This window comes from Pseudomonas sp. LBUM1652 (assembly GCF_059716105.1).
In genome coordinates this window covers 2,830,404-2,855,418 of sequence record NZ_CP166804.1, presented here as the reverse complement: position 1 = coordinate 2,855,418, position 25,015 = coordinate 2,830,404, and the positions used below count along the sequence as shown (strand labels likewise).

The following is a 25,015-nucleotide window of genomic DNA, read 5'->3' as shown; positions in this document are numbered from 1 at the left end:
CTGAAAAACATCAATCACCGCCCTGTCGATGAGTTCAAAGTTTGCCCGTCCCAGTGACACAACTGCCAGCACCGTGAACACACGCGCTGCCGGCGCCTACTGAAATCACTCAACGGCGCACGTCCATGAAACGAGTACACGTCATCGATTCCCACACCGGCGGTGAACCCACGCGCCTGGTGATGAACGGCTTCCCCGAACTGCCCGGCGGCACCATGGCCGAAAAACGCGATGCCTTGCGCACTCAGCATGATCCATGGCGCCGCGCCTGCCTGCTGGAACCGCGCGGCAACGATGTGTTGGTCGGTGCGCTGTACTGCGAGCCGGTATCGGCGGACGCCACGTGTGGGGTGATTTTCTTTAACAATGCCGGGTATCTCGGCATGTGCGGCCACGGCACCATCGGCCTGATCAATTCGTTGCACTACCTGGGACTGATCGCGCCGGGCGAGCACAAGATCGACACGCCCGTCGGCGCGGTCACCGCGACATTGCATGAAGACAGCAGCGTGACCCTGGGGAACGTGCTGTCCTGGCGTTATCGCAAACAGGTGCCGGTAGACGTTCCGGGTCACGGCCGCGTATTCGGCGATATCGCTTATGGCGGCAACTGGTTTTTCCTCGTCTCCGAGCACGGCCAGACGCTGAGCATGGATAACGTCGAACACCTCACCGCGTACACCTGGGCGATGCTCAAGGCTCTCGAAGATCAAGGCATCTATGGCGAGGACGGTGCCGTGATCGACCACATCGAGCTGTTCGCTGACGACGCCAATGCCGACAGCCGCAACTTCGTCATGTGCCCCGGCAAAGCCTATGACCGCTCACCCTGCGGTACCGGCACCAGCGCCAAACTCGCCTGCCTGGCCGCCGACGACAAGCTGCGACCCGGCGAGCGCTGGGTGCAGGCGAGCATCACGGGCAGCCAGTTCGAGGGCCGCTTCGAATGGGCAGGCGAACGCGTTCGCCCGTACATCACTGGCCGCGCCTACATGACCGCCGACAGCACGTTGCTGATCGACGAAGAAGACCCGTTCGCGTGGGGTATCTGAGCTGCTGCGCTGACTTTTCAAGCCAATCCGAATGATGTGCCAAGGAGTTAAAACAATGAGCGACAACGTCTTCACTGGTTGCATGCCGGCCCTGATGACCCCGTGCACCGCCCAGCGCAAACCGGACTTCGACGCATTGGTGGCCAAGGGTCGCGAGCTGATCGATATCGGCATGAGCGCGGTGGTGTATTGCGGTTCCATGGGCGACTGGCCGCTGCTCACCGAGGCCGAGCGTCAGGAAGGCGTGGCGCGGCTAGTCGCGGCGGGCATTCCAACCATCGTCGGCACCGGGGCTGTGAATAGCCGCGAAGCGGTGTCCCATGCCGCCCACGCCGCAAAAGTCGGCGCGCAGGGTTTGATGGTAATTCCACGAGTACTGTCCCGGGGTGCTTCGGCCGCCGCGCAGAAGGCTCACTTCGCTGCAATTCTCAAAGCAGCTCCCGGGCTGCCGGCGGTTATCTACAACAGCCCTTACTACGGCTTCGCCACCCGCGCCGATCTGTTCTTCGACCTGCGTCGAGAGCACCCGAACCTGATCGGCTTCAAGGAGTTCGGCGGCGGTGCCGACTTGCGCTACGCGGCGGAAAACATCACCTCCAAGGATGACGACGTGACCCTCATGGTCGGCGTTGACACCCAAGTGGTGCACGGCTTCGTCAACTGCAACGCCACCGGAGCCATTACCGGTATCGGCAACGCCCTGCCTCGCGAAGTGCTGCAACTGGTGGCGCTGAGCAAGCAAGCGGCCAAGGGTGACGCCAAAGCCCGACGTCAGGCGCAGGAGCTGGAATCGGCGCTGGCGGTGTTGTCGTCCTTCGACGAGGGTTGCGATCTGGTGCTGTATTACAAACACCTGATGGTGCTCAACGGTGACAAGGAATGCTCCCTGCACTTCAACGAAACCGATGTCTTGAGCGACTCGCAGCGTCGTTACGCGGATAACCAATACGCGCTGTTCCGTCACTGGTACGAGAACTGGTCGGCAGAGCAGAACTTCGCCTGATCTGGAAAGACTTTGAGCTAGCCCGCGCGTCGCTGCCAATGCTGGCGCGCAAGGCCGGTCGCCTGTTCGATGGGCAAAGGGAAAACTGAAAAATGTCGAATAATCCCGTGCACGACATCGCTGTGGTCGGCGCCGGCATCATCGGCGTCGCTTGCGCCCTGCGTCTGGCTCGCCAAGGCCTGCGAGTAATCGTCATCGATCAACAGGAACCCGGCCACGGCGCCTCGTTCGGCAATGCCGGGCATCTGGCGACCGAGCAGGTATTTCCGATTGCCGACGTGTCGATTCTCAAGCGCTTGCCGGCCATGCTGATGGACCCGATGGGCCCGCTGCGACTGGACTGGAAATACCTGCCTCGTGCGCTGCCCTGGTTCACGCGGCTGCTGCTGAATCTGCGCTCGGAACCTTTCCGCCAAACCGTCGCGGGATTGCGCGCGCTGAATGAAAGCAGTCTGGATGCCTGGCATCGTTTACTCGCGGATATCCAGCGCCCCGAACTGCTGAAAGTCGACGGTTCATTGCTGGTATTCGAACGCGCCGAATCGTGTCAGACCATCGAAACGCTGCAGGCTCGCTTGCGTCAGCAGCGAGTGCCTGTCGATTTCTGGCAGGCCGGCGCTGTACAGGAAACCGCGCCGCAACTTAGCGAACAGATTCAGGGCGGCCTGTTCTTTCCGAGCACCGGGCATTTCATCGATCCGTATCGCGTGGTGTGCGAGCTGGTCGAGGCAGCAAAGGCCAGCGGCGTGAGCTTTGTGAAGGAACAGGTTCAGGGCGGGTATGTGCAGGCCAGCGGTGTTTCCCTTATCACCAAAACCGGCGATCTGACCGCGAGCCGCGTATTGATCGCCTGCGGTGCGCACTCGGCAAAACTCACCGCCGCGCTCACGGGCAAGAAAGTGCCGCTGGACACAGAACGCGGTTATCACCTGATGCTGCCCGCCGAACACAACCGCCTGCCCTTCCCTGTCACCTCGCTGGAACGCAAGTTCATCATGACGCCAATGTCCGATGGCTTGAGATTGGCGGGCACCGTCGAGTTCGCCGGGCTGGAGCGGCCACCGAGCATGGAGCGCGCGTGGCAATTGCATCGGTTGAGCAAGGGTTTGTTTCGCAAGGATCTGAGTGCTGAGGCGGCGACCCCGTGGATGGGCTTTCGGCCGTCGTTGCCGGATTCGCTGCCAGTGATTGATCAGGTGTGCGGGGGCAAAGTGCTGCTTGCTTTTGGGCATCAGCATCTGGGGCTGACGCAGGCGGCAGTGACGGCGGAGATGGTTGTGGGGATGGCCTCTGCGACAGCGCTGAACCCATCGATCGGTTTGCCGAGTATCGAGCCTTACGCGCTTTCTCGCTTCTGATAAAAAAGCCTGCTCTCAGCGCAGGCTTTCGATGGGGTACGTCGGGATCAGGCGTCGTAAAACGCCTCAACCGCCACCCGACTCCCCACAAAGAAACTATCCGCCACCAACCGCAACGGCTGCAGATCCAGGTCACTGGCCTTGTCGTCAATCAACTGCTGGAAATGTCGATACACCGCCGCGTACTCGCCCTCCTCCGACACGGCTTGGCGCACGCCGTCGATACTCAACACCGCGCCCCCGTTATCCAGGCGCAGCACACCCTCGGCGCAGCGAATCTCGATGCTCCAGAGTTCGTCATGACCATGGTCGAAATCGAACTCGGCGCGCACATCGAGGTGGCGCGCGTCAGACATTTTGATCGACGCGGCAATCGGCGACTGGCAGTTGCTCGGTACGCGCAGTTCGGCCGATTCGACGAACAACGGCAGCGCCAGCAAGTGGGTCGCGATCGACAAGGCATTGATGCCCGGATCGAAAACGCCCAGGCCGCCCGGTTGCCAGATCCAGGTTTGGCCGGGATGCCACTTGCGCACGTCTTCCTTCCAGTCGATCTGCACGCTTTGCAGGGTGCGAGTGGCAAGCCAGTCGCGGGCGGCTGCAATGCCCGGCGCATAGCGTGAATGCCAGGCAAACAACGCGCTGACGCCTTGCTGTTCAGCCAGAGTCACCAACGCCATCGCTTCACCCAACGTGGCGCAGGGCGGTTTTTCCACCAACACATGCTTACCAGCTGCCAGTGCCTGTTGCACCAGAGCGAAGCGACCTTGCGGTGGCGTGCAGAACGCAATCGCATCAACCGGCGGACCGTTTTCGAGCAACTCGCTCAACGACTGAAAATTCTCTACACCGGCGCAGGGCTTGCCTTGCGTAGCGACAGACACCAACTGGAATCCGGGATTGGCGAGGATCGCCGGGACGTGTTGATCCTGCGCAATTTTGCCGTAGCCCACCAGGCCGAGACGGATCGGTTGCATCAATGACTCCTGCTTTTGTTTGTTTTAGTCAGCGAAGCGGCAGATTACCTGCAAACTTCGGCGGAAGTCGCGTAGCGATTAGTCGTGTGCTCTTGTCGCCGGAATTTGACACGCAACGCGTTGCTCGACAAAGTCGCACCCCTTTTGCGGCCGCAGACGCCGCAGGTTTGTGCTGAACAGGGGTTGCCGTTGAACGAACAGACATTGTCCGCGCGCCTGGAGCGTGTGGCGGCGCATGTGCCAGCCGGCGCACGGCTGGCCGATATCGGCTCGGATCACGGCTATCTGCCGGTGGCGTTGATGCGCCGTGGTCTCATAGAAGCAGCGGTGGCTGGTGAGGTGGCGTTGACGCCGTTTCATGCAGCCGAACGTACCGTGCGCGAAAACGACCTGCACCACCGAATCACGGTGCGCCTGGCCAATGGTCTGGCAGCTATCAAACCGGAAGACAGGGTCACCGCCATCACTGTTTGCGGTATGGGCGGCGAGACCATTCGGGACATCCTCGACAGCGGCAAAGCGCACTTGAGCGGCGAAGAACGCCTGATCCTGCAACCCAACGGCGGCGAGCAGCCACTGCGCCAATGGCTGATGAATAACCGCTACCGCATCCTCAGCGAAGAAGTGCTGCGAGAGAACCGTTTCGACTACGAAATCATCGTTGCCGAGCGTGCAGCGTCAGTGACCTATACCGACCAGGAGCTGTACTTCGGCCCGTTACAGATGCAGGCACGCAGTCCGGCGTTTCTGACCAAGTGGCAACGCAAGCTGCGCCATAAGCAGAAGACCCTGAGCCACTTTTCCCGGGCCCGGCAGGCGTTGCCCGAGGCGAAAGTGCAAGAGGTCGCGCGACAGGCAAAGTGGATTGAGCAGATGTTGGCGCCGGTCTCGCTGTAGCTCCGGGTGGTGCCGCAATCGGGGCCATCACGCCGCCTACATTTGATACACCGCATCACAAATGATGTACCTCAAGCCCCATTTATCAATCTCCAGCAACTTCTTAAAGTTCTCTCCAACAGCAGCCCATCATCCCGACAGGCCTGCGACTGGAGATATTCAAATGCCTTTCATCAGCGTGCGTATCACCCGTGACGGCGTCACCCGGGAGCAGAAAGCCCAGGTGATCAAGGAAATCACGGAAACGATGGAACGGGTTCTGAACAAGGACCCGAAACTCACCCACATCGTGATCGAGGAAGTTGACACCGATAACTGGGGTTATGCCGGTATGACGACCACGGAGTACCGCAAACAGTTGTCGGACTCGCAGTCATGAGCCGCACCGTAAAAATCGACTTTGTCTCGGATGTTGTCTGCCCTTGGTGTGCACTGGGTGCTACGGCACTTGAGCAAGCGATCGTGAACCTGGCCGGTGAGGTCGAGGTTGAGCTGACTTACAAACCGTTCGAGCTGAATCCGGACATGCCGGCGGAAGGTGAGAACGCCATCGCCCACATGATCCGCAAGTACGGCCGCACGGCTCAGCAAGTGGCCGAGCGCAACGCAATGATCATTGAACGCGGCGCGCAGATCGGTTTTCGCTTTGACCTGGAAAAACGCAGTCATTTTTACAACACGTTCGATGCCCATCGCTTGTTGCTTTGGGCATCGACACAGGGGCTCCAACGCGAACTGAAGAAAGTCCTGTTACGGGCTTACTTCACGGACGGAAAGAACCCGAATGACCGTGACACGCTGGTGGCGCTGGCTGGCGAAGTTGGCCTTGATACCGAACGTGCGCAGGCAGTGCTGACATCCGATGAGTTGAGTCGCGAAGTCCGTGAACTTGAAGCGTTTTACCAGCAGCGCGGCATCAACTCGGTTCCGGCGATGGTTCTGAATGATCGGCAACTCATGTCCGGATCGCAATCGGTCGCCGAATACGAGCAAGCGCTACGTCAGGCAGCGCAGGCCGCGGCTCACGTCTGACAGTTAAAAATTTGTTTACTCAATTAACTTCGATTCAATGAGGATTCATCATGAGCACGTCCAATAAAGTAGTAGTGATTACTGGCGCATCCCAAGGCATTGGCGCAGGTCTGGTAAAGGGTTTTCGTGATCGCGGCTATCAGGTGGTCGCCACTTCCCGCTCCATCAAACCGTCTGCAGACCCGGATATTCTGACCGTCGCTGGCGACATTGCTGACCCTGAAACCGCCGAGCGCGTTATCCGCGAAGCCGTTGCACGCTTCGGCCGTATCGATACGCTGGTCAACAATGCCGGTATCTTCGTGGCGAAACCGTTCACCGAGTACAGCAAAGCAGATTACGCTCAGGTCGTGGCCACCAACATGAGCGGCTTCTTCCACATCTCCCAACTGGCCATTGCCGAGATGGAAAAGCGCAGCAGCGGACACATCGTCAGCGTCACCACCAGCCTGGTGGATCATGCAATTGACGGCGTACCGTCGGTGCTGGCCTCGCTGACCAAGGGTGGCATCAACGCTGCGACCAAATCGCTGGCCATCGAGTACGCCAAGCGCGGCATTCGGGTCAACGCCGTGTCACCGGGCATCATCAAGACACCAATGCATGGCGTCGAGACTCACGAAGCGCTCGGCAACCTGCACCCGGTTGGCCACATGGGCGAGATTGATGACATCGTTCAAGCGATCCTTTATCTGGACACCGCGAACTTCGTGACCGGCGAAATCCTTCACGTCGACGGGGGCCAGAGTGCAGGTCATTGATCCAGACGTTTTGATTACGACATGAAAAAGCACCGCCGGCCTATACCGGCGGTGCCTTTTCATGTGGTACACACCCGAATGAAATGTCCGTTGATTCTCGGTGTAATCGATTATGAAGCGCCACTTTGATGACTTGCAGTTGGGCAGTATCGAGCTCTTTTGCCTCGCCGCCGAGGCCGGTAGCTTCACGGCTGCCGCACAACTGGCCGGAGTAACACCGGCAGCGGTGAGCCGGTCGATTCTGCGCATGGAGCAGAGGCTGGGTTCGCGCCTGTTTACCCGAACGACGCGCAGCATTCGATTGACCGAAGCGGGAAGAAAGTTTTTCGAGCAATGCAGTCAGGCACTGACGCAACTGGTTGAAGCCCAGCAAGAAGTCATGGGCGCGCAGACGACACCTTCGGGGCAGTTACGCATCAGTGTGCCGACCACTTACGGGCATCACCGCATTCTGCCGCTGTTGCCAAAGTTTCGCGCGCTCTATCCCGAAGTCTCCGTGGATATTCACTTGGGCAATCGCAACATCGACTTCGTCGCGGAAGGCTACGATCTGGCGATCCGGGTTCGGGCGCAACCGGACTCGACCATGATCGCGCGCTTGCTGGAAGACGCGAAGCTGGTGGTGGTCGCCTCGCCCGACTATCTGCACAAGGCCGGCATGCCGAAAACCCTGGAAGACCTGAATCAGCACGAGTGCATCCAGTTTGAGTTGCCCAGCAGCGGGCGGAAAATTTCGTGGCTGTTTCTGGAGGATGGCACGGATCGTGAGGTGTACTCCGACGGAGGCTACTCCTGTTCTGACGATGTGCTCGGCGGTGTGACGCTGGCCAGAAACGGCGCGGGACTGTTCCAGACCTACAAGTTCATTGTCGAACAGGAACTGGCAGACGGCCGTCTCGTCGAGGTTCTTCAGCCCTATAAGGGTCGTTCCCGGCCATACACCTTGCTGTACCCGCACGGTCGCTACGTTCCCCAACGCGTGCGGGCGTTCGTGGATTTCCTCCTGCAATATCGCGATGAATGGGCGGTGATTTAACCGTGAACACCGCGTCAAACACCCAGCAGCTGCTTGGTCGTCGCCATCGAGGTGTTCAGCGACTGCCCCGTGCGCTGCAGTTTGTTTAACAGGCTGGCGCCCAACCACAGTTGATACAGGGTTTCCGCCAAGTGCCGGGCGTCTCCCGCAGGCAGGCTTTTTTCAGCCTGGCCCTGTTCGATGCACTGGGTAATGCGGGCCACCACCCGTTCGGCGCCATCTCGCAATGTGAGGCGCATGGACTCGGACAAGTCAGCCACTTCGGCACTGAGCTTGACCACCAGACATTCGTCGCCATGCCCTTCGAGAGTGCAACGGTTCTGCCAGCCCTGCCAGTAATCCATCAGCCGCTCATAGGCGTTCAGCCCTGGCAGAGTCAGGCGCTGCTCCATGTCGGCGAGATAACAGACAAAGTAATCCTCAAGCAAGGCCTGTCCGTAGAGTTCCTTGGATTTGAAGTAGTGATAGAACGAGCCTTTGGGCACACCTGCGGTTTGCAGGATCTCGTTCAGGCCAACACTGGTGAAGCCCTTCTCGGCCATCATCCGGTGACCCGTGTCGAGCAAGTGTTGGCGAGTATCGTCGTAGGTCGCTTTCATGGGGCGCTAAATACCAAACAATAGACCAGTCGTATATTTCGAAGAAATGCGAGTTTGCCACACCCGAGGTCTAAAAACCCACAGGCAAAAAAATTACTAGACGACTGGTCTAATTGGAATCTATGCTGTGTCCCGACAAACATCACCGGGTGTCCCCAACGTGCGAATCCGTCGCGCTTCGATAACACCTGATCAATGCAAGGGTGCTTTATGAAAATCCTGATGGTTCTGACTTCCCACGATCAACTCGGCAACACCGGCAAGAAAACCGGTTTCTGGCTCGAAGAATTCGCCGCGCCCTACTACGCCTTCAAGGATGCCGGTGCACAGATCACCGTGGTTTCGCCGGCCGGCGGCCAGCCACCGCTCGATCCGAAAAGCGACGAGCCAGATGCACAAACCGCAGAAACCGAGCGCTTTCGCAATGACCCGGCGACGCAACAGGTACTGGCCAACACCGGGCGTCTGGCCGATGTCAGCGCTGATGATTTCGATGCCGTGTTCTACCCAGGTGGCCACGGCCCGCTGTGGGACCTGGCCGAAGACAAGCAGTCGATCGCGTTGATCGAAGCTTTCGACCGTGCCAACAAGCCTCACGGTTTTGTCTGCCATGCGCCGGGTGTGCTGCGTCACGTCCTGAATGCCGACGGCAAACCGTTGATTCAAAACCGCGAAGTGACGGGCTTCACCAATGCAGAAGAAGCGGCGGTCGGTTTGACGGAGGTGGTGCCTTTCCTCATCGAAGACGAGTTCCAGCGTCTCGGCGGGCGTTATTCCAAAGTCGCCGACTGGCAGGTGTATGTGGTGGCTGACGGGCAACTGGTCACCGGACAGAATCCGGCAAGCTCCGCCGCGGTGGCCGAAAAACTGCTGAAAATGCTCGGCTAAGTCTTTTACAGCTTCAGACACCGTGTGCGGCTTGCACGGTGTTTTTTTTCGCTCATCAACTAGTCGACTGGTCTAATAAGAGACCGGATTGCAGACATTTATCAAGGTCAACTCCATGAACAACAGCAGCTTCTTCAAGCCCGCCAAACTGGGCGTTCACACCCTGAAAAACCGCATCGTCCTACCACCTCTCACCCGCCAGCGCAGTACGCAACCGGGCAACATCGCCAACGAGCTGATGGCCGAGTATTACCAGCAGCGTGCCGGCGCCGGTTTGCTCGTCACCGAAGGCACACAGATCGAACCGCGTGGCCAGGGTTACGCCTGGACCCCGGGCATTCACACGCCCGAGCAAATCGCCGGATGGCGCAAAGTCACCGAGGCCGTGCATGCCGTCGACGGCGTGATCTTCGCCCAGTTGTGGCATGTGGGCCGGGTGTCCCACACCGCGTTGCAGCCCGACGGTGCAGCACCTGTGTCGGCGTCCGCAGTGTCCACCGACCGAGTCAGCGTGTTCATCGAAACCGCGCCTGGCGCGGGTGAGCTGGTATCGCCGTCCGCTCCTCGCGCGTTGACCACCGATGAAGTGCAGGAACTGGTTCAGCTCTACATTCAGGCTGCACGCAACGCGATGGACGCCGGGTTCGACGGCATCGAACTGCACTGCGCCAACGGCTATCTGGTCAACCAGTTCATCTCCGCCCACAGCAACCTGCGCACCGATCAGTACGGTGGCTCGTTGCACAACCGCCTGCGTTTTCTGCGCGAAGTGGTAGCCGGTGTTGCCGAGTGCATCGGCAAGGAGAAAGTCGGCGTACGTTTCGCGCCGCTGTTCAGCACCACCGATGAAGCGCGGACTTACCTGGGCCTGGTCGAGGAAGATCCGCACACCACTTACATCGAAGCGATCAAAGTGCTGGAAGAGGTAGGCATTGCCTATCTGTCGATCGCCGAAGCGGACTGGGACAATGCACCCGCCATGCCGCAAACCTTTCGCCAGGCGGTGCGCGACACCTTCAGCGGCGCGATCATTTACGCCGGACGCTACAACGCGCAATCCGGTGCGCAGTTGCTCGATTCTGGCCTGGCAGACTTTGTCGCCTTCGGCCGCCCGTTCATGGCCAACCCGGACCTGCCCGCGCGGATCGCCAATGACTGGCCGCTGAACGCGCTGAACCCGGCCACGGTGTATGGCGGCAATGCCGAAGGGTACGTGGATTACCCGGCCTACCTCGCCTGACGCAAAGAGCCCGAAACAGTGCTCCCGCTCTTGCGGGAGCGCTGCTTTGCGCCGCCCAATCCGCTCCCGGTTCCGTGGGGCGCCTGGATGTAACGACTTCCTATCTTCACAAAAAGAATGGCGCTCCATTGTCAGCTCGATTTTTTCGGCCTATCTTTATAAAAAACCTATACAAGGCATGCCGCAATGTACAACTTAGAGCCGTGGCCGCTGACGCTTTACTTTGACGGTGAATGCCCGCTCTGTGCGCGAGAAATCAAGCTGTTACGCCAACACGCCGTCGAAACACGCCTGTGCTTCGTTGACCTTAGCCATGAGGACTTCGATCCAGCCGCACTGGGGTTCACGCTTAAGCAAATGCAATCCTCACTGCATGCACGATTCGACGATGGACGCTGGGTAAAAGGCCTCGACGCTACGCTATGGAGCTGGCGAGCCGCAGGGCTTGGCGTCTGGGTCGCCCCCCTGAGCTGGCGTTTGACCCGGCCTTTGTTTGCCATTGCTTATCGCTTGTTCTGCCACCTGCGTCCTCACTTGGCCTGGCTGCCTCACCCGGACGGCAGCCGTCGTTGTCACGACAGCCACAGCAGTTGCCGCACTCCTATCCTGTCGCAACGCCGCGAGAAATCCGAATGACTGAATCATTAGCCAACCATTACCGTGAAATCCTTCTCGGCGTCGGTGAAAACCCCGAACGCGAAGGTCTGCGGGACACGCCCAAGCGTGCAGCCAAAGCCATGCAGTACCTGTGCGACGGCTACTCGATGAACCTGGAAGGCATCATCAACGGCGCGCTGTTCGAGTCACAGAACGATGAAATGGTCATCGTTCGCGACATCGAGCTTTATTCACTGTGCGAACACCACATGCTGCCCTTCATCGGCAAGGCCCACGTGGCCTACATCCCGACGGGCCGGGTGCTGGGGCTGTCGAAAGTGGCCCGGGTGGTCGATATGTTCGCGCGCCGCTTGCAGATCCAGGAAAACCTGACCAGACAGATCGCCGATGCGATCCAGCAAATTACCGATGCTGCGGGTGTAGCCGTGGTCATTGAGGCACGGCACATGTGCATGATGATGCGCGGTGTGGCAAAGCAGAATTCGGTCATGACGTCATCGGTCATGCTCGGTGCCTTTCGAGAGTCCTCTAGCACGCGTCAGGAGTTCCTCCAACTGATCAGCCGATGAAAGTGATTTCGTTGGCGGTTTGTCGAGTCAAATACGCCATTAAACCTGTACAAGCATAGATAGCTGTACAAGCACTTTTGTGGAATGTTCTCCACCTTGACCTGTGTATTCAGGGAGTAAAAACAATGACCCGTTTTTTGGTTTTACTGGCTCTGGTGCTCAGCCTGTCGAGCTGTGGCAGCGTTGAGGTCGGGCACTATGCCGACCAGCAACCGGCCTTCAACCTGGAGAAGTTTTTTAGCAAACCCGTGAAAGCCTGGGGGATGTTTCAAAAACGCTCTGGCGAAGTCGTCAAGCGCTTCGAGGTGAACATCGAGAGTCGCCGCGAGGGAAACAACCTGATTCTCGACGAGCGTTTTCTCTATAGCGACGGCACTCGCGAGCGTCGCGTCTGGACCCTGACCCCGGAAGGTGCGGGCAAATGGCGCGGCCGCGCCGGCGATGTGATCGGTGAGGCGAAGGGTGAAGTCGCCGGCAACGCGCTGCGTTGGCGCTACATCCTGAGCCTGCCGGTCGATGGCTCCGTTTATGAAGTGAGCATGGACGACTGGATGTACTTGATGGATGAAGACACCTTGATCAATCGCACCACCATGTCCAAGTTCGGTGTCGAGATCGGCCAGGTGACATTGTTCTTCCGTCGCCAGAGTGCGGGAGACAATCAATGACCGACTCGCTCACGATGACTTCACTGGGTGATGGCTACCGCGCCCTGGTAATCGGCGCCAGTGGCGCACTCGGCGCTGCGTTCTGTGAGTGGCTGAAGCAGGACTCTCGATGTGCAGGTGTTCGTGAACTGGGGCGTAAAACGGATCCCCCGCTGGATCTGGAACGGCCAGAGACAATTGCCAGCGCTGCCGCGGAACTGGCGACAGAAGCGCCTTATCAACTGATCGTACATGCCGCCGGCCTGCTGCATCGCGATGCGATCAAACCGGAAAAAAGCTACAGCGCGATGGAACACGACGCGCTCCAGGCAGTGTTTCAAGTAAATACGCTGGGGCCGGCGATGGTCTTGCGCCACTTCCTGCCACTGCTCGATCACCATGGTGCGATGGCGATGCTCTCGGCCAAGGTCGGCAGCATCGACGATAACCGTTTGGGTGGCTGGTACGCCTATCGCGCCTCCAAGGCCGCGCTGAACATGCTGATCAAAACCGCGGCCATCGAACTGGCCCGCACTCGCCCTCACAGTCGCTTGCTGAGCCTGCATCCAGGCACAGTCGTTTCGGCGCTGTCGCAACCTTTTCGCGGTGCATCGGCGGCCCGCCCGGCCAGCGTTGCCAGCCACGAATTATTGACCCTGATCGACCGGCTGACGCCGTCAGACAGCGGCCATTTCTTTGCCTACGACGGAGAACGCCTACCCTGGTAGGCAAGGAGTGATTGATGAATCTGCAAACCCTCACCGAACGCGCAGCCAACAGCGAAATACGTGAACTGGAACTGCTGTCGCTCGAAGGTGGCTTTTATCTGGCGCGCATCCGCATGGATCACGGCCATTTCACCTTGCTCGACGATGCGGCAAAACCCATGCGACTGCGCTCAATCAGTCATCTGCGGGACTTGCTGCAAACCGTTCCGGCGTTTCCCTGCGTGTTGGTGCAGCAATGTGTCCACGACGAAATGTGCGGCCGGGATTCAGGCCCGGTCGAAGAGTTGCGGCTGCCTTTTTCGCTGACAGCAACTTGATGAAGCGGACGCTGCTGGACTGTTCCGAATGAGCAAGGTCAATCGCCTGTGCCTGATCCTCGGTGATCAGCTTTCGTTTGACCTGGCCTCATTGCAAGGGCTCGATCCCGAACGGGATGCGGTGCTCATGGTCGAGGTGATGGAAGAAGCCAGCCATGTGCCTCATCACCCACAAAAGATTGCCCTGATCTTTAGCGCCATGCGTCATTTCGCCAAGGCGTTGCAAGCCAGAGGCGTACGTGTCGAGTACGTCACCCTTGATGATCCGCACAACAGCGGATCAGTGCCAGGTGAACTAGGTCGCTGGCAGGCACTTCTGCAACCGGAAGAGCTGCACGTCACTGAATGTGGCGACTGGCGTCTGGAGCAGTCTCTCAGGGACTGTGATCCAGCCATTCATTGGCATGCCGATACGCGTTTTCTGTGCAGTCGAACGGAATTCAGTGCGTGGGCGGCCGGCAAAAAGCAGCTGCGTATGGAGTTTTTCTACCGCGAGATGCGCCGCAAGAGCGGGCTGTTGATCAATGGCGACGGTACGCCGGTCGGCGGCGCCTGGAACTTTGACGCCGAAAACCGCAAAGCCCTGCCCAAGGGAGTGAAAGCGCCCTACCCGGCGGGTTTTTCCAACGACGCCATCACCCTCGAAGTCCTTGCGCTGGTCAAAGCACGTTTCAGCCACCACTACGGTTCTCTGGACGATTTCAACTATCCAGTGACCCACGCCGACGCTCAATCACTGTGGCGTTACTTCCTCGATTATGGCCTGGCCGGGTTCGGCGATTATCAGGATGCCATGGCCAGCGATGAACCCTTTCTGTTCCATGCGCGCATCAGCGCTGCGCTCAATATCGGACTGCTGGATTTGCGTCAGATGTGCAGTGACGTCGAGTCGGCTTACTGGTCAGGCAGCGTTGCGCTGAATGCCGCCGAGGGATTCATTCGTCAACTGATCGGCTGGCGCGAATACGTGCGCGGTGTTTACTGGCTGAAGATGCCTGACTATGCCCAAGGCAATTCATTTGGTAACAAGCGCCCCTTGCCGGAATTCTACTGGACTGGCGAAACGAAAATGAACTGCATGCGTCAGGCAATCGGCCAAAGCCTGAAACACGCCTATGCTCACCATATCCAGCGGCTGATGGTCACGGGGAATTTTGCGTTGCTCGCCGGCATCGCGCCGAGCCAGATCTGCGAGTGGTATCTCGCCATTTATATGGATGCGTTTGATTGGGTGGAATTGCCCAACACCTTGGGCATGGTCATGCACGCTGACGGAGGTTATCTCGGTTCCAAGCCTTACTGCGCCAGCGGCCAATACATCAATCGAATGTCTGACTACTGTCGCGGCTGTGCTTACAAGGTCAGCGAAAGCACTGCTGACAACGCATGCCCTTTCAATGCGTTGTACTGGCATTTTCTGATGCGCCATGGCGATCTTTTACGCAGCAATCAGCGTATGGGCATGATGTACAAAAACCTCGACCGCATGCCTGAGGCCAAGCAGCAGGCGCTTTGGCAGCGAGGCGAGAAGCTGCTCGCCACACTGGATGCCGGCGAGGCGTTATAAAACGGGCTTCCCCCTCCTGTGCGGGTGCAACTTAACCATCAGACGGCGTGTCAATGTGAGGATCCCCAGTATTCGATTGAACCGCGTTGAATGAATTCAAACAAAAATCAAGAAGGCCCCTGTGGTGGAAATTCTGAAGCATCTTACTCGCGAGGAGCTTGAGGCAGAGGTGATGCGCCTGCGCCTGGCTCTGGAGAGCAGCGCAGTAGCAACACCGGATATGGCCCAGCAGCTTGCAGCCAGCCGAGTGGCGCTCGCCAATAGTGAGGCGCGCTTCAGTACCATTCTGGAAACCATCGAGGCCGCATTCGCCATCGTCAAAGTCAAATTCGACGCCGACGACCACCCCGTGGATTATTGTTTCGTCGAGGCCAACCCGGCGTTCGAACGTCAGTGCGGCGTCAACCTGCGGGGTAAATGGGTCACAGAGTTCGCCCCTAACCTTGAGAAGTTCTGGTTCGAGACTTACGGACACGTGGCCAAGACCGGTGAGCCGGCAAACTTCGAGAATTACGCCAATACGTTTGAACGCTGGTTCGATGTGCGTGCAGTGCGGGTCGGTGACCCTGCCGATCGCCAGATCGCGATTTTCTTCAGCGACGTCACCGCACGCCGAGACGCCGAAGAGCGCTTGCGGATCAGCGAAGCGGTCGCGCGGGAAAACGTCGAGCGCGTACAGCTTGCCCTCGCGGCCGGCGCCATTATCGGTACCTGGCACTGGGATCTGCCGACCGATCGCTTCACTGTGGATGAGTCCTTCGCCAGGGTTTTTGACCTTGATCCCGCATTGGGCCGCGACGGCCTGAGCCTGGAACAAGTGGTGATGACCGTACACCCCGATGACAGAGAGGGGCTCACCGGTGCGATCAATGAAGCGATTGCCCGTGGCGGCGCCTACTCCCATCAATACCGGGTGCGCCGCGCCGATGGAAAATACAACTGGATCGAGGCCAACGGTCGCGTCGAATGCGCCGACAACGGCACCCCGCTGCGCTTTCCCGGTGTGCTCATTGATGTTGAGGATCGGCGCAATGTCGAGGCGGAGCGCGACCGCGCCAACGCCGAATTGCGCGCGCTCAACGAAACTCTGGAACAGCGTGTATTGGCACGCACAGCCGATCTCATGCAAGCCGAAGAGAAACTGCGCCAATCACAAAAAATGGAAGCGGTCGGCCAACTGACCGGCGGCCTGGCCCATGACTTCAACAATCTTCTCGCCGGCATCTCGGCCGCCCTGGAATTGATAGAAAAACGCATCGCTCAAGGCCGCCTGAAGGAGGTCGACAAGTATTTGGTCACCGCCCAAGGCGCGACTAAACGCGCCGCGGCCCTGACCCATCGCCTGCTGGCCTTCTCCCGACGCCAGACCCTCGATCCACGGCCAACGGATGTGAACACCCTGATCGCCGGGGTGACCGAACTGATCCAGCGCACCGTCGGCCCGAGCATACGTTTGAATACCGTCGCCGCACCCGATCTCTGGCCGGCCCTCGTCGACGCCAGCCAACTGGAAAACGCCCTGCTGAATCTGTGCATCAACGCCCGCGATGCCATGCCCGATGGCGGAAGAATCACAGTCGAGACGGCCAATCGAACAATGGCGTTCGAGACCGCCCGTGCTCTGGACATGCCCGAGGGGGAATACCTTTGTCTATGTGTCACTGACACCGGCACCGGCATGAGCGCTGACGTCATCGCGAAAGCCTTCGACCCGTTTTTCACCACCAAGCCGCTCGGCCAAGGCACCGGACTGGGGCTGTCGATGATCTACGGGTTCACCAAGCAATCCGGCGGTCAGGTGCGGGTGCATTCGAAAGTAGGCCAAGGCACCACGATGTGCATCTACTTGCCTCGGTACCGCGGGGAGGCGCTGCAAAATCACGATGCCACTCACAGCACGACAACGCCTCTGGCAAAAGCAGGGGAAACCATCCTGATTGTCGACGACGAGCCGACAGTGCGGATGTTGCTCATAGACGTACTCAGCGAACTCGGCTACACCCTCCTGGAAGCGGCCGACAGCGTCGAGGGACTGGAAGCATTACGCTCCAGCGCACACATCGATTTGCTCATCACTGATGTCGGATTGCCCGGCGGTATGAACGGGCGACAGATGGCCGATGCGGGCCGGGAAATCCGCCCAAAACTGAAGACCTTGTTCATTACCGGCTACGCCGAAAACGCCGTTATCGGCAGCGGCCAACTCGGGCCGGGCATGCAAGTGCTGACAAAGCCCTTTGCCGTCGACACACTGGTTTCGCGCGTCGGCAACTTGATGTCCGCCAAACTGGATTGAGGCTGCCTCAGGCAACGACTCGCAGGCATGGCTGCGCCCGATATTGCGCTTCCGGGTCGCCGCCAGGATTGCACTTTCCAACTGCAGAAAAAACCAAAGCCTGCTTTTAAGGGCAGGCTTTTCGATTGGCAGCGTCGGCTTACTTCTGCTGAGCGGTCAGCGCCGCATAGCCATTCATCAAATTGCGATAGTTCGGGATCCGCTGCGACAGCAGATTACCCAGCCCTTCAATGTCGTTGCGCCAGTCGCGGTGCAGCTCACAGGCCACCGAGAACCAGTTCATCATCTGTGCGCCGGCCTGGGTCATGCGGTTCCACGCGGCTTGTTGCACGGTGGTGTTGAAGGTGCCGGAGGCATCGGTCACCACGAACACATCAAACCCTTCCGCCAGCGCCGACAGGGTCGGGAACGCTACGCACACATCCGTCACTACACCGGCAATGATGATCTGCTTGCGGCCGGTGGCCTTGATTGCCTTGACGAAGTCTTCGTTGTCCCATGCGTTGATCTGGCCGGGGCGAGCGATGTACGGCGCATCGGGGAACATCTCTTTCAGCTCCGGCACCAGCGGGCCGTTCGGGCCTTGTTCGAAACTGGTGGTGAGGATGGTCGGCAGTTCGAAGAACTTGGCCAGATCGGCCAGCGCCAGCACATTGTTCTTGAACTCGTTCGGCGAGAAGTCCTGCACCAGAGAAATCAGACCAGTCTGGTGATCAACCAGCAGAACTACGGCGTCGTCTTTGTTAAGGCGGTTGTAGGTTGGAGTGTTCATCTGTGCGTCCCTTTGTAATTGTGGAAGTTCGTTTGCGTTCAAGATGGGCACAGATTACTGAGACCCTGAAACGGGATAAATCGGCTGAAAAGCGTTTCTCCGTCAACTCAGAAGAGACAATGTTGAAGAGTGGTTTGCAACGAGAGTTTGTCCAGGTTCTGCCACCGAGCGCTCACCGGAGCGCTTACGGAAACGACGCCATGCTATGCTCTGAAAGAGTATATGAGGGGTTCCAAATGACTAGATCAGCCACTGACAGCGTTGCGTCTGAAGTTCGCCAGCTCGCCAAAGAACATGAGATTACCGCCGACCGCGACAGCCTGAGCCGCATGGCCGTTACGATTACGCGCTTGGCCGGTGATGTCGTGGAACTGGACAGTGTTGAGCAAATGCTCGTCAACCTCAAAAGAAAAGGCGTACTGAGCAAGACAGAGCTCATGGCCTTTCAAGGGCGCTACCTGCAGGAAAAAAGGCGTTGTAAAAAGCAGATCAGCGCATGACTTTCGACCCCTTCGGCGATTTCGAGACTGAAGGTTATCTTCAAAACTCGCTCAAACTCAAAGACCCCATTGAAGTAAAAGAGTCTGAGCACCTCTCCTTCGAAGCCAGCATCGACGACGCTCTTGCCTATCTCGCCAGGAAGAAGCCTATCGACTACAACACAGTCCTCAAAACACACGAAATCCTTTTCTCCGGTTTTTATCCTTGGGCGGGGAAAGACAGGAATGAACTGGTCCCCCATTTGGCGGTTTTCAAGGGAACGAAGGATGATCCTCATCACACGATATTTGAGCGTCCCGACCTTATCAAAAGGTCGGTCGAATACGCGCTTGAACTTGCGGCAAACAAGAAACGCTTCCGGACTCGGCCTGGCGAGGTAATGGGCCAGCTGGCTTCTGCGCACCCTTTTCTCGATGGCAATGGCCGCACCATCCTGCTCATTTACATGGAGCTGTGCTTTCGGACCAGATTCGCCATCGATTGGTCAAAGACGAGCAAGGATGACTATTTGCGGGCACTCAGCGACGAGATTCGAGATCCGTTTCACGGCCATCTGGATAGCTACCTGGCGCCTTTCATCATCGATATCACCACCCGTGAGGAATGGCCGGAAATGATTGGCGGCATAAAAGGACTGGATGGTTTGGATAAGGACGGCATTTCGTACCAGAGTCTGGATGATCCCGAGGTTCAGCAGCTCTACAAAACGTATCGGGTGATGCCTCTCGAATAGCATGACTTCCCGATGAATCGCCACTGGAATGTGGATTCAGACTTCAACGGGCAAAAGCCTGCTTTTAAGGGCAGGCTTCTGGCATTGCAGCGTTGGCTTACTTCTGCTGAGCGGTCAGCGCCGCATAGCCATTCATCAAATTGCGGTAGTTCGGAATTCGCTGCGAAAGCAAGTTACCCAGTCCTTCAATGTCGTTGCGCCAGTCGCGGTGCAGCTCACAGGCCACCGAGAACCAGTTCATCATCTGTGCGCCGGCCTGGGTCATGCGGTTCCACGCGGCTTGTTGCACGGTGGTGTTGAAGGTGCCGGAGGCGTCGGTCACAACGAACACATCAAACCCTTCCGCCAGTGCCGACAGGGTCGGGAACGCTACGCAAACATCTGTTACCACACCGGCAATGATGATCTGCTTGCGGCCGGTGGCCTTGATCGCCTTGACGAAGTCTTCGTTATCCAAGGCGTTGATCTGGCCTGGGCGAGCGATGTACGGCGCATCGGGGAACATCTCTTTCAGCTCCGGTACCAGCGGGCCGTTCGGGCCTTGTTCGAAACTGGTGGTGAGGATGGTCGGCAGTTCGAAGAACTTGGCCAGATCGGCCAGCGCCAGCACATTGTTCTTGAACTCGTTCGGCGAGAAGTCCTGCACCAGAGAAATCAAACCGGTCTGGTGATCAACCAGCAGAACTACGGCGTCGTCTTTGTTGAGGCGGTTGTAGGTTGGAGTGTTCATCTGTGCGTCCCTTTGTAATTGTGGAAGTTCGTTTGCGTTCAAGATGGGCACAGATTACTGAGACACTGAAACGGGATAAATCGGCTGAAAAGCGTTTCTCCGTCAACTTAGAAGAGACAATCAATTCATACTGAATCTTGCTCCGACAACAACCCGACCTTCCTGGCGATCCTTGTCATACTGTTGCCATGCATTACGTTGAATCGAAACCAAGGAGATGTTCATGCTCGGACGCTACCCGCCAGAGCGGAACGCTGACAAGCTCACCTCCCCCGCAGCCCTGAAAGCCGTGAGGGCGGGATCGACTTTTCGCCTCACGGTCAGTTTCATGCTGGTGGTGGTCGTTGCCTTTCTGGCAGTCGAGAGCTGGCGGACTTGGCGCGACTATCGCGCCGCCTTCGCCTCCGCGCGCGACTCAGTCACCAACCTGACCCGCGCGACGGCTCAACATGCCGAAGACACCATTCGGCAAATGGATGTGCTGACGGCGGCCCTCAGCGAGCGGATCGAAGGCGATGGTCTGCAAAACCTCGATGTGCCGCGCATTCACAAACTGCTGGTGCAGCAATCGACAATCATGCCGCAGTTGCACGGCTTGTTTATCTACGGGCCTGACGGACAGTGGATCGTGACCGACAAGGAAGTCACGCCCGAAACTGCTAATAACGCCGACCGCGATTATTTCCAGTACCACCGCACCCATGACGATCGGCAAGTGCGCATTGGCGAGGTGGTCGAAAGCCGCTCCACCCGCGACCTGATCATTCCCATCTCGCGCCGCCTGAATAATCCCGATGGCTCGTTCGCCGGTGTGCTGCTGGGCACAATCAAAGTGAGCTACTTCGTCGACTACTACGGCGACTTCAGGATCGACGACAAAGGCGCGCTGGTGTTGGCCAAACGTGACGGCACAATCCTCGTGCGCCGCCCGTTCATTGCGTCAGTGATCGGCAAGAGCCTGGCCAATAGCGAGATATTCAAGACCTACCTTCCCAACTCCAATGTGGGCATCGCGCAAGTGCGCGCCGTCATCGACGACACCGAACGTCTGTACGGCTATCGCGCCCTCAGCACTTATCCGCTGGTGGTGGAGGCCGGGCTTTCCCAGGAATCGATCATCGAACCATGGCGCCAGGACTTGCTGAAAAACGGCTTCGTGCTGGTGTTTCTGATCCTGGTGCTGACTTGTTTCGGCCTCATCGTACTGAGCCAGCTGCGCCAGCGCATGGCGATGGAGCGGGAAATCCGCCACGCCCACCAGACCATGCGCGACATGGCGCTGACCGACAGCCTCACCGGACTTGGCAACCGGCGCCGACTGGACAATGCGCTGGCCGATGAAGTCCGTCTGGCCCGGCGCCAAGGCTCGGCACTCTCGCTGATCATGCTCGATGTCGACTACTTCAAACGCTACAACGACCAATACGGACATGCCGCCGGAGATGACTGCCTGAGCGCGGTCGGACGCGCGATCCAACAAGCGGTCAAGCGTCCGGGTGACTTGGCCGTGCGCTACGGCGGCGAGGAGTTCACCGTGCTGTTACCCAATACCGATAGCGATGGAGCGATTCAGGTGACCGAAGATATTCTGCAAACCATACGCTCGCTCAGAATGGAACACGCCGGGCACCCTTTGGGCTATGTCACGGCCAGTGCCGGGATTACCACGCGTCATCCGGTCGATGAAACGGTCACGCCTGCCACCTTGCTGAAATCGGCGGATACCTGCCTGTACCAGGCCAAGCAACAGGGCAGAAACCGTTGGTGCTCAACGGCTCCGGTTATGAGCTAATAACGCCTTCATTAAACCGTCGCTCAAACGTTGTACTAGGATAAGAACCAATTTCTGCAATTTTCGTCGCTCAAGGACATCGTCGACAAAGTCGCAGGAGTGTTAGCCCCCGCAAACTCATGGATGATGTAAATGAATTCATACCTGTTCCCTCACATCGGCAAAGTCATCGCCAGCACTGGCAGCCGTCATTTCCCGCGCATGCTGCATGACCTGATCCTCACTCAACTGGCAGTCGATGCCACGCACATCCGCCAGATGCGTGTTGAACCGGTGGGCCGCACCGCGACCCGTAGTGAACCGGAACCCATGAAAGAGCCGGCGTTGTTAGCCGAAACGGTATTTTCCGACCGCAGTGTCGCGGCGGTCGACGATTTGCCTAATCCGGAATCATCGACCGCCGCCGAGGCTTCGCAACTGCACCTGACCCGGCGCAAGGACGGTTACCGCTACGTGATTTCGGTATACCGCAACGGCCAGTCGCAACGCTTTTCCGCGCAGGAACGCAGCCTGTTGCAGGACATCTCCCCGGTTCTGTTGCCGATGGTGGAAAAGCACATCGATGCACTCCAGCCAGCCAACCCTGGTGCAGAAAACCCGGGCGAAGCTGCCGAGGGCACGGGACTGGAAACCCTGCGGGCGCGCTTCAATGAACGCTTGCAGCAATTGGGGTTGAGTCTGTCCAATCGTGAAACCGAAGTGTGCATCGGCCTGCTTGCAGGACGTACTGCGCCGGAGCTGGCCGAGCAATTGCAGTTGAAGGTCAACACGGTAGAGAGCTATCTCAAGCGCGCGGCGATCAAGTTGGGGATCAGCGGGCGGCATTCGTTGATGCGCTGGATGTATTCGCCGCAGGAAACTTCGGCTTCCACGGCGGCCTGACAAAAATCCCACCTGTAGGAGCTGCCGAAGGCTGCGCCTACAGGAATTCGGTGAGTACCATCAGTCGCGGGCCAACGCCTCGATCGGATCAAGCCGCGAAGCATTCCGTGCCGGCACGAATCCAAACACGATGCCGATCAGCGTCGAGCAAACCACCGCTGTCAGCACCGAAGCCAGCGAGAACACCATCTCCCACTCTTTGATAAACACTGAAAACAGATGGCCGATGGCGTAGGACAGCGAAATCCCGATCGCCCCGCCCAACAGACAGACCATCACCGCCTCCACCAGAAACTGCTGACGAATATCCGATTGCCGGGCGCCGACCGCCATGCGAATCCCGATCTCGCGAGTACGCTCGGTCACGGACACCAGCATGATGTTCATTACCCCGATACCGCCGACCACCAGCGAAATCACCGCAATCAACGACAACAACAACGCCAGCGAGCGACTGGTTTTCTGCACGGTCTGCATGATGCTGTCGAGGTTATTGGTGAAAAAATCCTTGGTGCCGTGGCGTTGCAGCATCAGTTTGTTGACGTGTTCATCCACCACGTTGCTGGGTTGGCCGTCCTTGAGCCGCACGCTGATGCTGTCCAGGTAGCGCTGGCCCAACAGGCGCCCGGCAGCAGTTTCGTACGGCACCCAGACGTTGAGCGACTTGCTCGCAGCGAACAGGTTTTTGTTCTCGGCGGCCACACCGATCACCGTACAAGGCAAGTTGCCGATCAGGATCACTTGCCCCAACGGGTCGACATGTTCGCCGAACAGCCGAAGCCGGGTTTTGTGATCGATCACCGCCACCTGTGCCTGGCGCCGGGCGTCGCTTTCACTGAACGGGATACCGGCCTCCATCTTGATACCGCGTACCTGAAAGTACAGGTCGCCGACACCATTGACCTGCGCATCCAGATCGATATTGCGATAACGCAGCAGCAGGTTTCGGCCGACCACCGGCGTGGCACTGTCGACGTAATACAGCTGATTGAGGGCGGCAACGTCAGCGGGCACCAGGGTTTCGATGGCCGTGGAGCGGCTGTCGCCAAAACTGGTGCCGGAATAGATATCGATGGTGTTACTGCCGATCGCCTGAATGTCCTTCAACACGTAACGTTTGGCACCCTCGCCGATTGCCGAGATCGACACCACCGACGTAATGCCGATTACGATGCCAAGCATGGTCAGCAAGGTGCGCATGCGGTGCGAAACCAGCGCGACCCAGGCCATGCTGAACGCTTCCTTGAACAAACCGAGGCTGGCGACCAGGCGTCGTCCAGCGGTGGATTTGGCAGGGACCGCTTCGTCGCCTGACAGCTGCGCCGTGTCGCGCTCGTTGCGTCGGTCGCTGAGGATCTCACCGTCACTGACCTCGATGATGCGCTCGGCGTTGGCCGCGACTTTCGGGTCGTGGGTCACCAGGATCACCGTATGCCCGGCAGCGTGCAATTCCAGCAGAATGCGCATGACCTCTTTGCCGCTGGTGGTATCGAGAGCCCCCGTTGGCTCATCGGCAAGGATCACATCACCGCCGTTCATCAAGGCCCGAGCGATACTCACCCGCTGCTGCTGCCCGCCGGACAGCTGACTCGGTCGGTGGCTCAGGTGCCCTTGCAGACCCAATCGCGCTAACAATTCCCGAGCGCGGGCATGACGTTGCAGCTCCGGGATGCCCGCGTAGATCGCGGGCATCTCGACGTTATGCATGGCACTCAGGTGCGGCAGCAGGTGATAGCGCTGGAAGATGAAGCCGAAGTAGTCGCGACGCAATGCCGCCAGGGCCTCGTTATCGAGGTCACGGGTTTCCTGACCGTTGATCCTGTAACTGCCGGCGGTGGCGTAATCGAGGCAGCCAAGAATGTTCATCAACGTCGACTTACCGGAGCCGGAGGCGCCAATGATCGCGACCATCTCTCCGGCATGGATCGTCAGGCTGATGTCCTTCAACGCGAGAAACTCACGGTCGCCGGCGGTAAAGCTGCGGGTAATCCCGCTGAGTTGCAGCAAGGGCTCGTTCATC

The 25,015-nt window shown here is 58.6% G+C and carries 26 protein-coding genes; 21 read left to right on the top strand and 5 right to left on the bottom strand.

Going from position 1 to position 25,015, the window contains the following annotated elements; translation table 11 throughout:
* Positions 1-125 precede the first annotated feature (125 nt).
* The 3 genes from ACA069_RS12990 to ACA069_RS12980 all read left to right on the top strand — a co-directional run bounded on the left by ACA069_RS12990 (position 126) and on the right by ACA069_RS12980 (position 3,413).
* Positions 126-1,052: a 4-hydroxyproline epimerase gene (locus ACA069_RS12990; protein WP_497617856.1), complete on the top strand. Its 927-nt coding sequence runs from the start codon at positions 126-128 to the stop codon at positions 1,050-1,052.
* 55 nt (positions 1,053-1,107) lie between these two features.
* The gene (locus ACA069_RS12985) at positions 1,108-2,055 is read left to right on the top strand and encodes a dihydrodipicolinate synthase family protein (protein ID WP_497617854.1); all 948 of its coding nucleotides are present in this window, start codon (positions 1,108-1,110) and stop codon (positions 2,053-2,055) included.
* Positions 2,056-2,147: 92 nt separating this feature from the next.
* Positions 2,148-3,413: an NAD(P)/FAD-dependent oxidoreductase gene (locus ACA069_RS12980; protein ID WP_497617852.1), complete on the top strand. Its 1,266-nt coding sequence runs from the start codon at positions 2,148-2,150 to the stop codon at positions 3,411-3,413.
* A 47-nt stretch (positions 3,414-3,460) separates the two neighbouring features.
* Here ACA069_RS12980 and ACA069_RS12975 read toward each other — a convergent pair whose 3' ends face one another.
* Entirely contained in the window at positions 3,461-4,390 is a 930-nt protein-coding gene (locus tag ACA069_RS12975; RefSeq protein WP_305443126.1) for a Gfo/Idh/MocA family protein, read from the bottom strand.
* 189 nt (positions 4,391-4,579) lie between these two features.
* Between ACA069_RS12975 and ACA069_RS12970 the strand changes: the two genes are divergently transcribed.
* From ACA069_RS12970 to ACA069_RS12950, 5 genes are all read left to right on the top strand, one after another.
* Positions 4,580-5,287: a tRNA (adenine(22)-N(1))-methyltransferase gene (locus ACA069_RS12970; RefSeq protein WP_497617850.1), complete on the top strand. Its 708-nt coding sequence runs from the start codon at positions 4,580-4,582 to the stop codon at positions 5,285-5,287.
* Between the two features lie 163 nt (positions 5,288-5,450).
* Positions 5,451-5,666 (top strand): tautomerase family protein, encoded by a 216-nt coding sequence (locus ACA069_RS12965; RefSeq protein ID WP_305443122.1) that lies wholly within the window; start codon positions 5,451-5,453, stop codon positions 5,664-5,666.
* A complete protein-coding gene (locus ACA069_RS12960) occupies positions 5,663-6,319 on the top strand; it encodes a DsbA family oxidoreductase (protein WP_497617847.1) in 657 nt (218 codons plus the stop codon). The genes ACA069_RS12965 and ACA069_RS12960 overlap by 4 nt, the downstream gene beginning before the upstream one ends.
* 50 nt (positions 6,320-6,369) lie before the next feature.
* On the top strand, positions 6,370-7,080 hold the full coding sequence (locus ACA069_RS12955; protein ID WP_497617845.1) for an SDR family NAD(P)-dependent oxidoreductase: 711 nt from the start codon (positions 6,370-6,372) through the stop codon (positions 7,078-7,080).
* Positions 7,081-7,192: 112 nt separating this feature from the next.
* The gene (locus ACA069_RS12950) at positions 7,193-8,116 is read left to right on the top strand and encodes a LysR family transcriptional regulator (RefSeq protein WP_497617844.1); all 924 of its coding nucleotides are present in this window, start codon (positions 7,193-7,195) and stop codon (positions 8,114-8,116) included.
* 14 nt (positions 8,117-8,130) lie between these two features.
* Here ACA069_RS12950 and curR read toward each other — a convergent pair whose 3' ends face one another.
* The gene (gene curR, locus ACA069_RS12945; RefSeq protein WP_187678719.1) at positions 8,131-8,715 is read right to left on the bottom strand and encodes a TetR family transcriptional repressor CurR; all 585 of its coding nucleotides are present in this window, start codon (positions 8,713-8,715) and stop codon (positions 8,131-8,133) included.
* Positions 8,716-8,925: 210 nt separating this feature from the next.
* On the opposite strand from curR, the gene ACA069_RS12940 reads away from it, so the two are divergent.
* From ACA069_RS12940 to ACA069_RS12900, 9 genes are all read left to right on the top strand, one after another.
* Positions 8,926-9,603 (top strand): type 1 glutamine amidotransferase domain-containing protein, encoded by a 678-nt coding sequence (locus ACA069_RS12940; protein WP_187678720.1) that lies wholly within the window; start codon positions 8,926-8,928, stop codon positions 9,601-9,603.
* 115 nt (positions 9,604-9,718) lie between these two features.
* Positions 9,719-10,843: an alkene reductase gene (locus tag ACA069_RS12935; protein ID WP_489881223.1), complete on the top strand. Its 1,125-nt coding sequence runs from the start codon at positions 9,719-9,721 to the stop codon at positions 10,841-10,843.
* 186 nt (positions 10,844-11,029) lie between these two features.
* Positions 11,030-11,479 carry a thiol-disulfide oxidoreductase DCC family protein gene (locus ACA069_RS12930; RefSeq protein WP_489881224.1) on the top strand — a complete coding sequence of 150 codons (450 nt, stop codon included), beginning with the start codon at positions 11,030-11,032 and terminating at the stop codon, positions 11,477-11,479.
* A complete protein-coding gene (gene folE / locus ACA069_RS12925) occupies positions 11,476-12,030 on the top strand; it encodes a GTP cyclohydrolase I FolE (protein WP_497617842.1) in 555 nt (184 codons plus the stop codon). The genes ACA069_RS12930 and folE overlap by 4 nt, the downstream gene beginning before the upstream one ends.
* Positions 12,031-12,155: 125 nt before the next feature.
* A complete protein-coding gene (locus tag ACA069_RS12920) occupies positions 12,156-12,698 on the top strand; it encodes a DUF3833 domain-containing protein (RefSeq protein WP_497617840.1) in 543 nt (180 codons plus the stop codon).
* The gene (locus ACA069_RS12915; protein ID WP_497617839.1) at positions 12,695-13,405 is read left to right on the top strand and encodes an SDR family oxidoreductase; all 711 of its coding nucleotides are present in this window, start codon (positions 12,695-12,697) and stop codon (positions 13,403-13,405) included. The genes ACA069_RS12920 and ACA069_RS12915 overlap by 4 nt, the downstream gene beginning before the upstream one ends.
* Positions 13,406-13,419: 14 nt before the next feature.
* Positions 13,420-13,722 (top strand): DUF6482 family protein, encoded by a 303-nt coding sequence (locus ACA069_RS12910; protein ID WP_187678726.1) that lies wholly within the window; start codon positions 13,420-13,422, stop codon positions 13,720-13,722.
* 28 nt (positions 13,723-13,750) lie between these two features.
* Positions 13,751-15,289 (top strand): cryptochrome/photolyase family protein, encoded by a 1,539-nt coding sequence (locus ACA069_RS12905; RefSeq protein ID WP_497617837.1) that lies wholly within the window; start codon positions 13,751-13,753, stop codon positions 15,287-15,289.
* A gap of 124 nt (positions 15,290-15,413) precedes the next feature.
* The gene (locus tag ACA069_RS12900; RefSeq protein ID WP_497617836.1) at positions 15,414-17,585 is read left to right on the top strand and encodes an ATP-binding protein; all 2,172 of its coding nucleotides are present in this window, start codon (positions 15,414-15,416) and stop codon (positions 17,583-17,585) included.
* Between the two features lie 139 nt (positions 17,586-17,724).
* On the opposite strand, the gene ycaC (ACA069_RS12895) is transcribed toward ACA069_RS12900, so the two are convergent.
* Positions 17,725-18,357 carry an isochorismate family cysteine hydrolase YcaC gene (gene ycaC / locus ACA069_RS12895; RefSeq protein WP_123532046.1) on the bottom strand — a complete coding sequence of 211 codons (633 nt, stop codon included), beginning with the start codon at positions 18,355-18,357 and terminating at the stop codon, positions 17,725-17,727.
* A gap of 236 nt (positions 18,358-18,593) precedes the next feature.
* Between ycaC (ACA069_RS12895) and ACA069_RS12890 the strand changes: the two genes are divergently transcribed.
* Both ACA069_RS12890 and ACA069_RS12885 read left to right on the top strand, forming a co-directional pair.
* Positions 18,594-18,857 (top strand): hypothetical protein, encoded by a 264-nt coding sequence (locus ACA069_RS12890; protein ID WP_489881507.1) that lies wholly within the window; start codon positions 18,594-18,596, stop codon positions 18,855-18,857.
* Positions 18,854-19,591: a Fic family protein gene (locus ACA069_RS12885; protein WP_187678731.1), complete on the top strand. Its 738-nt coding sequence runs from the start codon at positions 18,854-18,856 to the stop codon at positions 19,589-19,591. Before ACA069_RS12890 ends, ACA069_RS12885 begins: the two co-directional genes overlap by 4 nt.
* Positions 19,592-19,688: 97 nt before the next feature.
* Here the strand turns inward: ACA069_RS12885 and ycaC (ACA069_RS12880) are convergent, their stop codons facing one another.
* Positions 19,689-20,321 carry an isochorismate family cysteine hydrolase YcaC gene (ycaC, locus tag ACA069_RS12880; RefSeq protein WP_497617833.1) on the bottom strand — a complete coding sequence of 211 codons (633 nt, stop codon included), beginning with the start codon at positions 20,319-20,321 and terminating at the stop codon, positions 19,689-19,691.
* Positions 20,322-20,544: 223 nt separating this feature from the next.
* Here ycaC (ACA069_RS12880) and ACA069_RS12875 point away from each other — a divergent pair, with 223 nt between their 5' ends.
* Together ACA069_RS12875 and ACA069_RS12870 are read left to right on the top strand one after the other, a co-directional pair.
* Entirely contained in the window at positions 20,545-22,113 is a 1,569-nt protein-coding gene (locus ACA069_RS12875) for a sensor domain-containing diguanylate cyclase (RefSeq protein WP_497617832.1), read from the top strand.
* 132 nt (positions 22,114-22,245) lie between these two features.
* A complete protein-coding gene (locus tag ACA069_RS12870; RefSeq protein ID WP_497617831.1) occupies positions 22,246-22,995 on the top strand; it encodes a helix-turn-helix transcriptional regulator in 750 nt (249 codons plus the stop codon).
* Between the two features lie 60 nt (positions 22,996-23,055).
* On the opposite strand, the gene ACA069_RS12865 is transcribed toward ACA069_RS12870, so the two are convergent.
* Positions 23,056-25,014, bottom strand: coding sequence for a MacB family efflux pump subunit (locus tag ACA069_RS12865; protein WP_497617830.1), 1,959 nt, complete (start codon positions 25,012-25,014; stop codon positions 23,056-23,058).
* Position 25,015: the final 1 nt, after the last annotated feature.

Excerpts from the sequence above, each read along its gene's own strand:
- ACA069_RS12990 (WP_497617856.1), top strand. The coding sequence starts at position 126 with ATGAAACGAGTACACGTCATCGATTCCCACACCGGCGGTGAACCCACG.
- ACA069_RS12985 (WP_497617854.1), top strand. The coding sequence starts at position 1,108 with ATGAGCGACAACGTCTTCACTGGTTGCATGCCGGCCCTGATGACCCCG.
- ACA069_RS12980 (WP_497617852.1), top strand. The coding sequence starts at position 2,148 with ATGTCGAATAATCCCGTGCACGACATCGCTGTGGTCGGCGCCGGCATC.
- ACA069_RS12975 (WP_305443126.1), bottom strand. The coding sequence starts at position 4,390 with ATGCAACCGATCCGTCTCGGCCTGGTGGGCTACGGCAAAATTGCGCAG.
- ACA069_RS12965 (WP_305443122.1), top strand. The coding sequence starts at position 5,451 with ATGCCTTTCATCAGCGTGCGTATCACCCGTGACGGCGTCACCCGGGAG.
- ACA069_RS12960 (WP_497617847.1), top strand. The coding sequence starts at position 5,663 with ATGAGCCGCACCGTAAAAATCGACTTTGTCTCGGATGTTGTCTGCCCT.
- ACA069_RS12955 (WP_497617845.1), top strand. The coding sequence starts at position 6,370 with ATGAGCACGTCCAATAAAGTAGTAGTGATTACTGGCGCATCCCAAGGC.
- ACA069_RS12950 (WP_497617844.1), top strand. The coding sequence starts at position 7,193 with ATGAAGCGCCACTTTGATGACTTGCAGTTGGGCAGTATCGAGCTCTTT.
- curR (WP_187678719.1), bottom strand. The coding sequence starts at position 8,715 with ATGAAAGCGACCTACGACGATACTCGCCAACACTTGCTCGACACGGGT.
- ACA069_RS12940 (WP_187678720.1), top strand. The coding sequence starts at position 8,926 with ATGAAAATCCTGATGGTTCTGACTTCCCACGATCAACTCGGCAACACC.
- ACA069_RS12935 (WP_489881223.1), top strand. The coding sequence starts at position 9,719 with ATGAACAACAGCAGCTTCTTCAAGCCCGCCAAACTGGGCGTTCACACC.
- ACA069_RS12930 (WP_489881224.1), top strand. The coding sequence starts at position 11,030 with ATGTACAACTTAGAGCCGTGGCCGCTGACGCTTTACTTTGACGGTGAA.
- folE (WP_497617842.1), top strand. The coding sequence starts at position 11,476 with ATGACTGAATCATTAGCCAACCATTACCGTGAAATCCTTCTCGGCGTC.
- ACA069_RS12920 (WP_497617840.1), top strand. The coding sequence starts at position 12,156 with ATGACCCGTTTTTTGGTTTTACTGGCTCTGGTGCTCAGCCTGTCGAGC.
- ACA069_RS12915 (WP_497617839.1), top strand. The coding sequence starts at position 12,695 with ATGACCGACTCGCTCACGATGACTTCACTGGGTGATGGCTACCGCGCC.
- ACA069_RS12910 (WP_187678726.1), top strand. The coding sequence starts at position 13,420 with ATGAATCTGCAAACCCTCACCGAACGCGCAGCCAACAGCGAAATACGT.
- ACA069_RS12905 (WP_497617837.1), top strand. The coding sequence starts at position 13,751 with ATGAGCAAGGTCAATCGCCTGTGCCTGATCCTCGGTGATCAGCTTTCG.
- ycaC (WP_123532046.1), bottom strand. The coding sequence starts at position 18,357 with ATGAACACTCCAACCTACAACCGCCTTAACAAAGACGACGCCGTAGTT.
- ACA069_RS12890 (WP_489881507.1), top strand. The coding sequence starts at position 18,594 with ATGACTAGATCAGCCACTGACAGCGTTGCGTCTGAAGTTCGCCAGCTC.
- ACA069_RS12885 (WP_187678731.1), top strand. The coding sequence starts at position 18,854 with ATGACTTTCGACCCCTTCGGCGATTTCGAGACTGAAGGTTATCTTCAA.
- ycaC (WP_497617833.1), bottom strand. The coding sequence starts at position 20,321 with ATGAACACTCCAACCTACAACCGCCTCAACAAAGACGACGCCGTAGTT.
- ACA069_RS12875 (WP_497617832.1), top strand. The coding sequence starts at position 20,545 with ATGCTCGGACGCTACCCGCCAGAGCGGAACGCTGACAAGCTCACCTCC.
- ACA069_RS12870 (WP_497617831.1), top strand. The coding sequence starts at position 22,246 with ATGAATTCATACCTGTTCCCTCACATCGGCAAAGTCATCGCCAGCACT.
- ACA069_RS12865 (WP_497617830.1), bottom strand. The coding sequence starts at position 25,014 with ATGAACGAGCCCTTGCTGCAACTCAGCGGGATTACCCGCAGCTTTACC.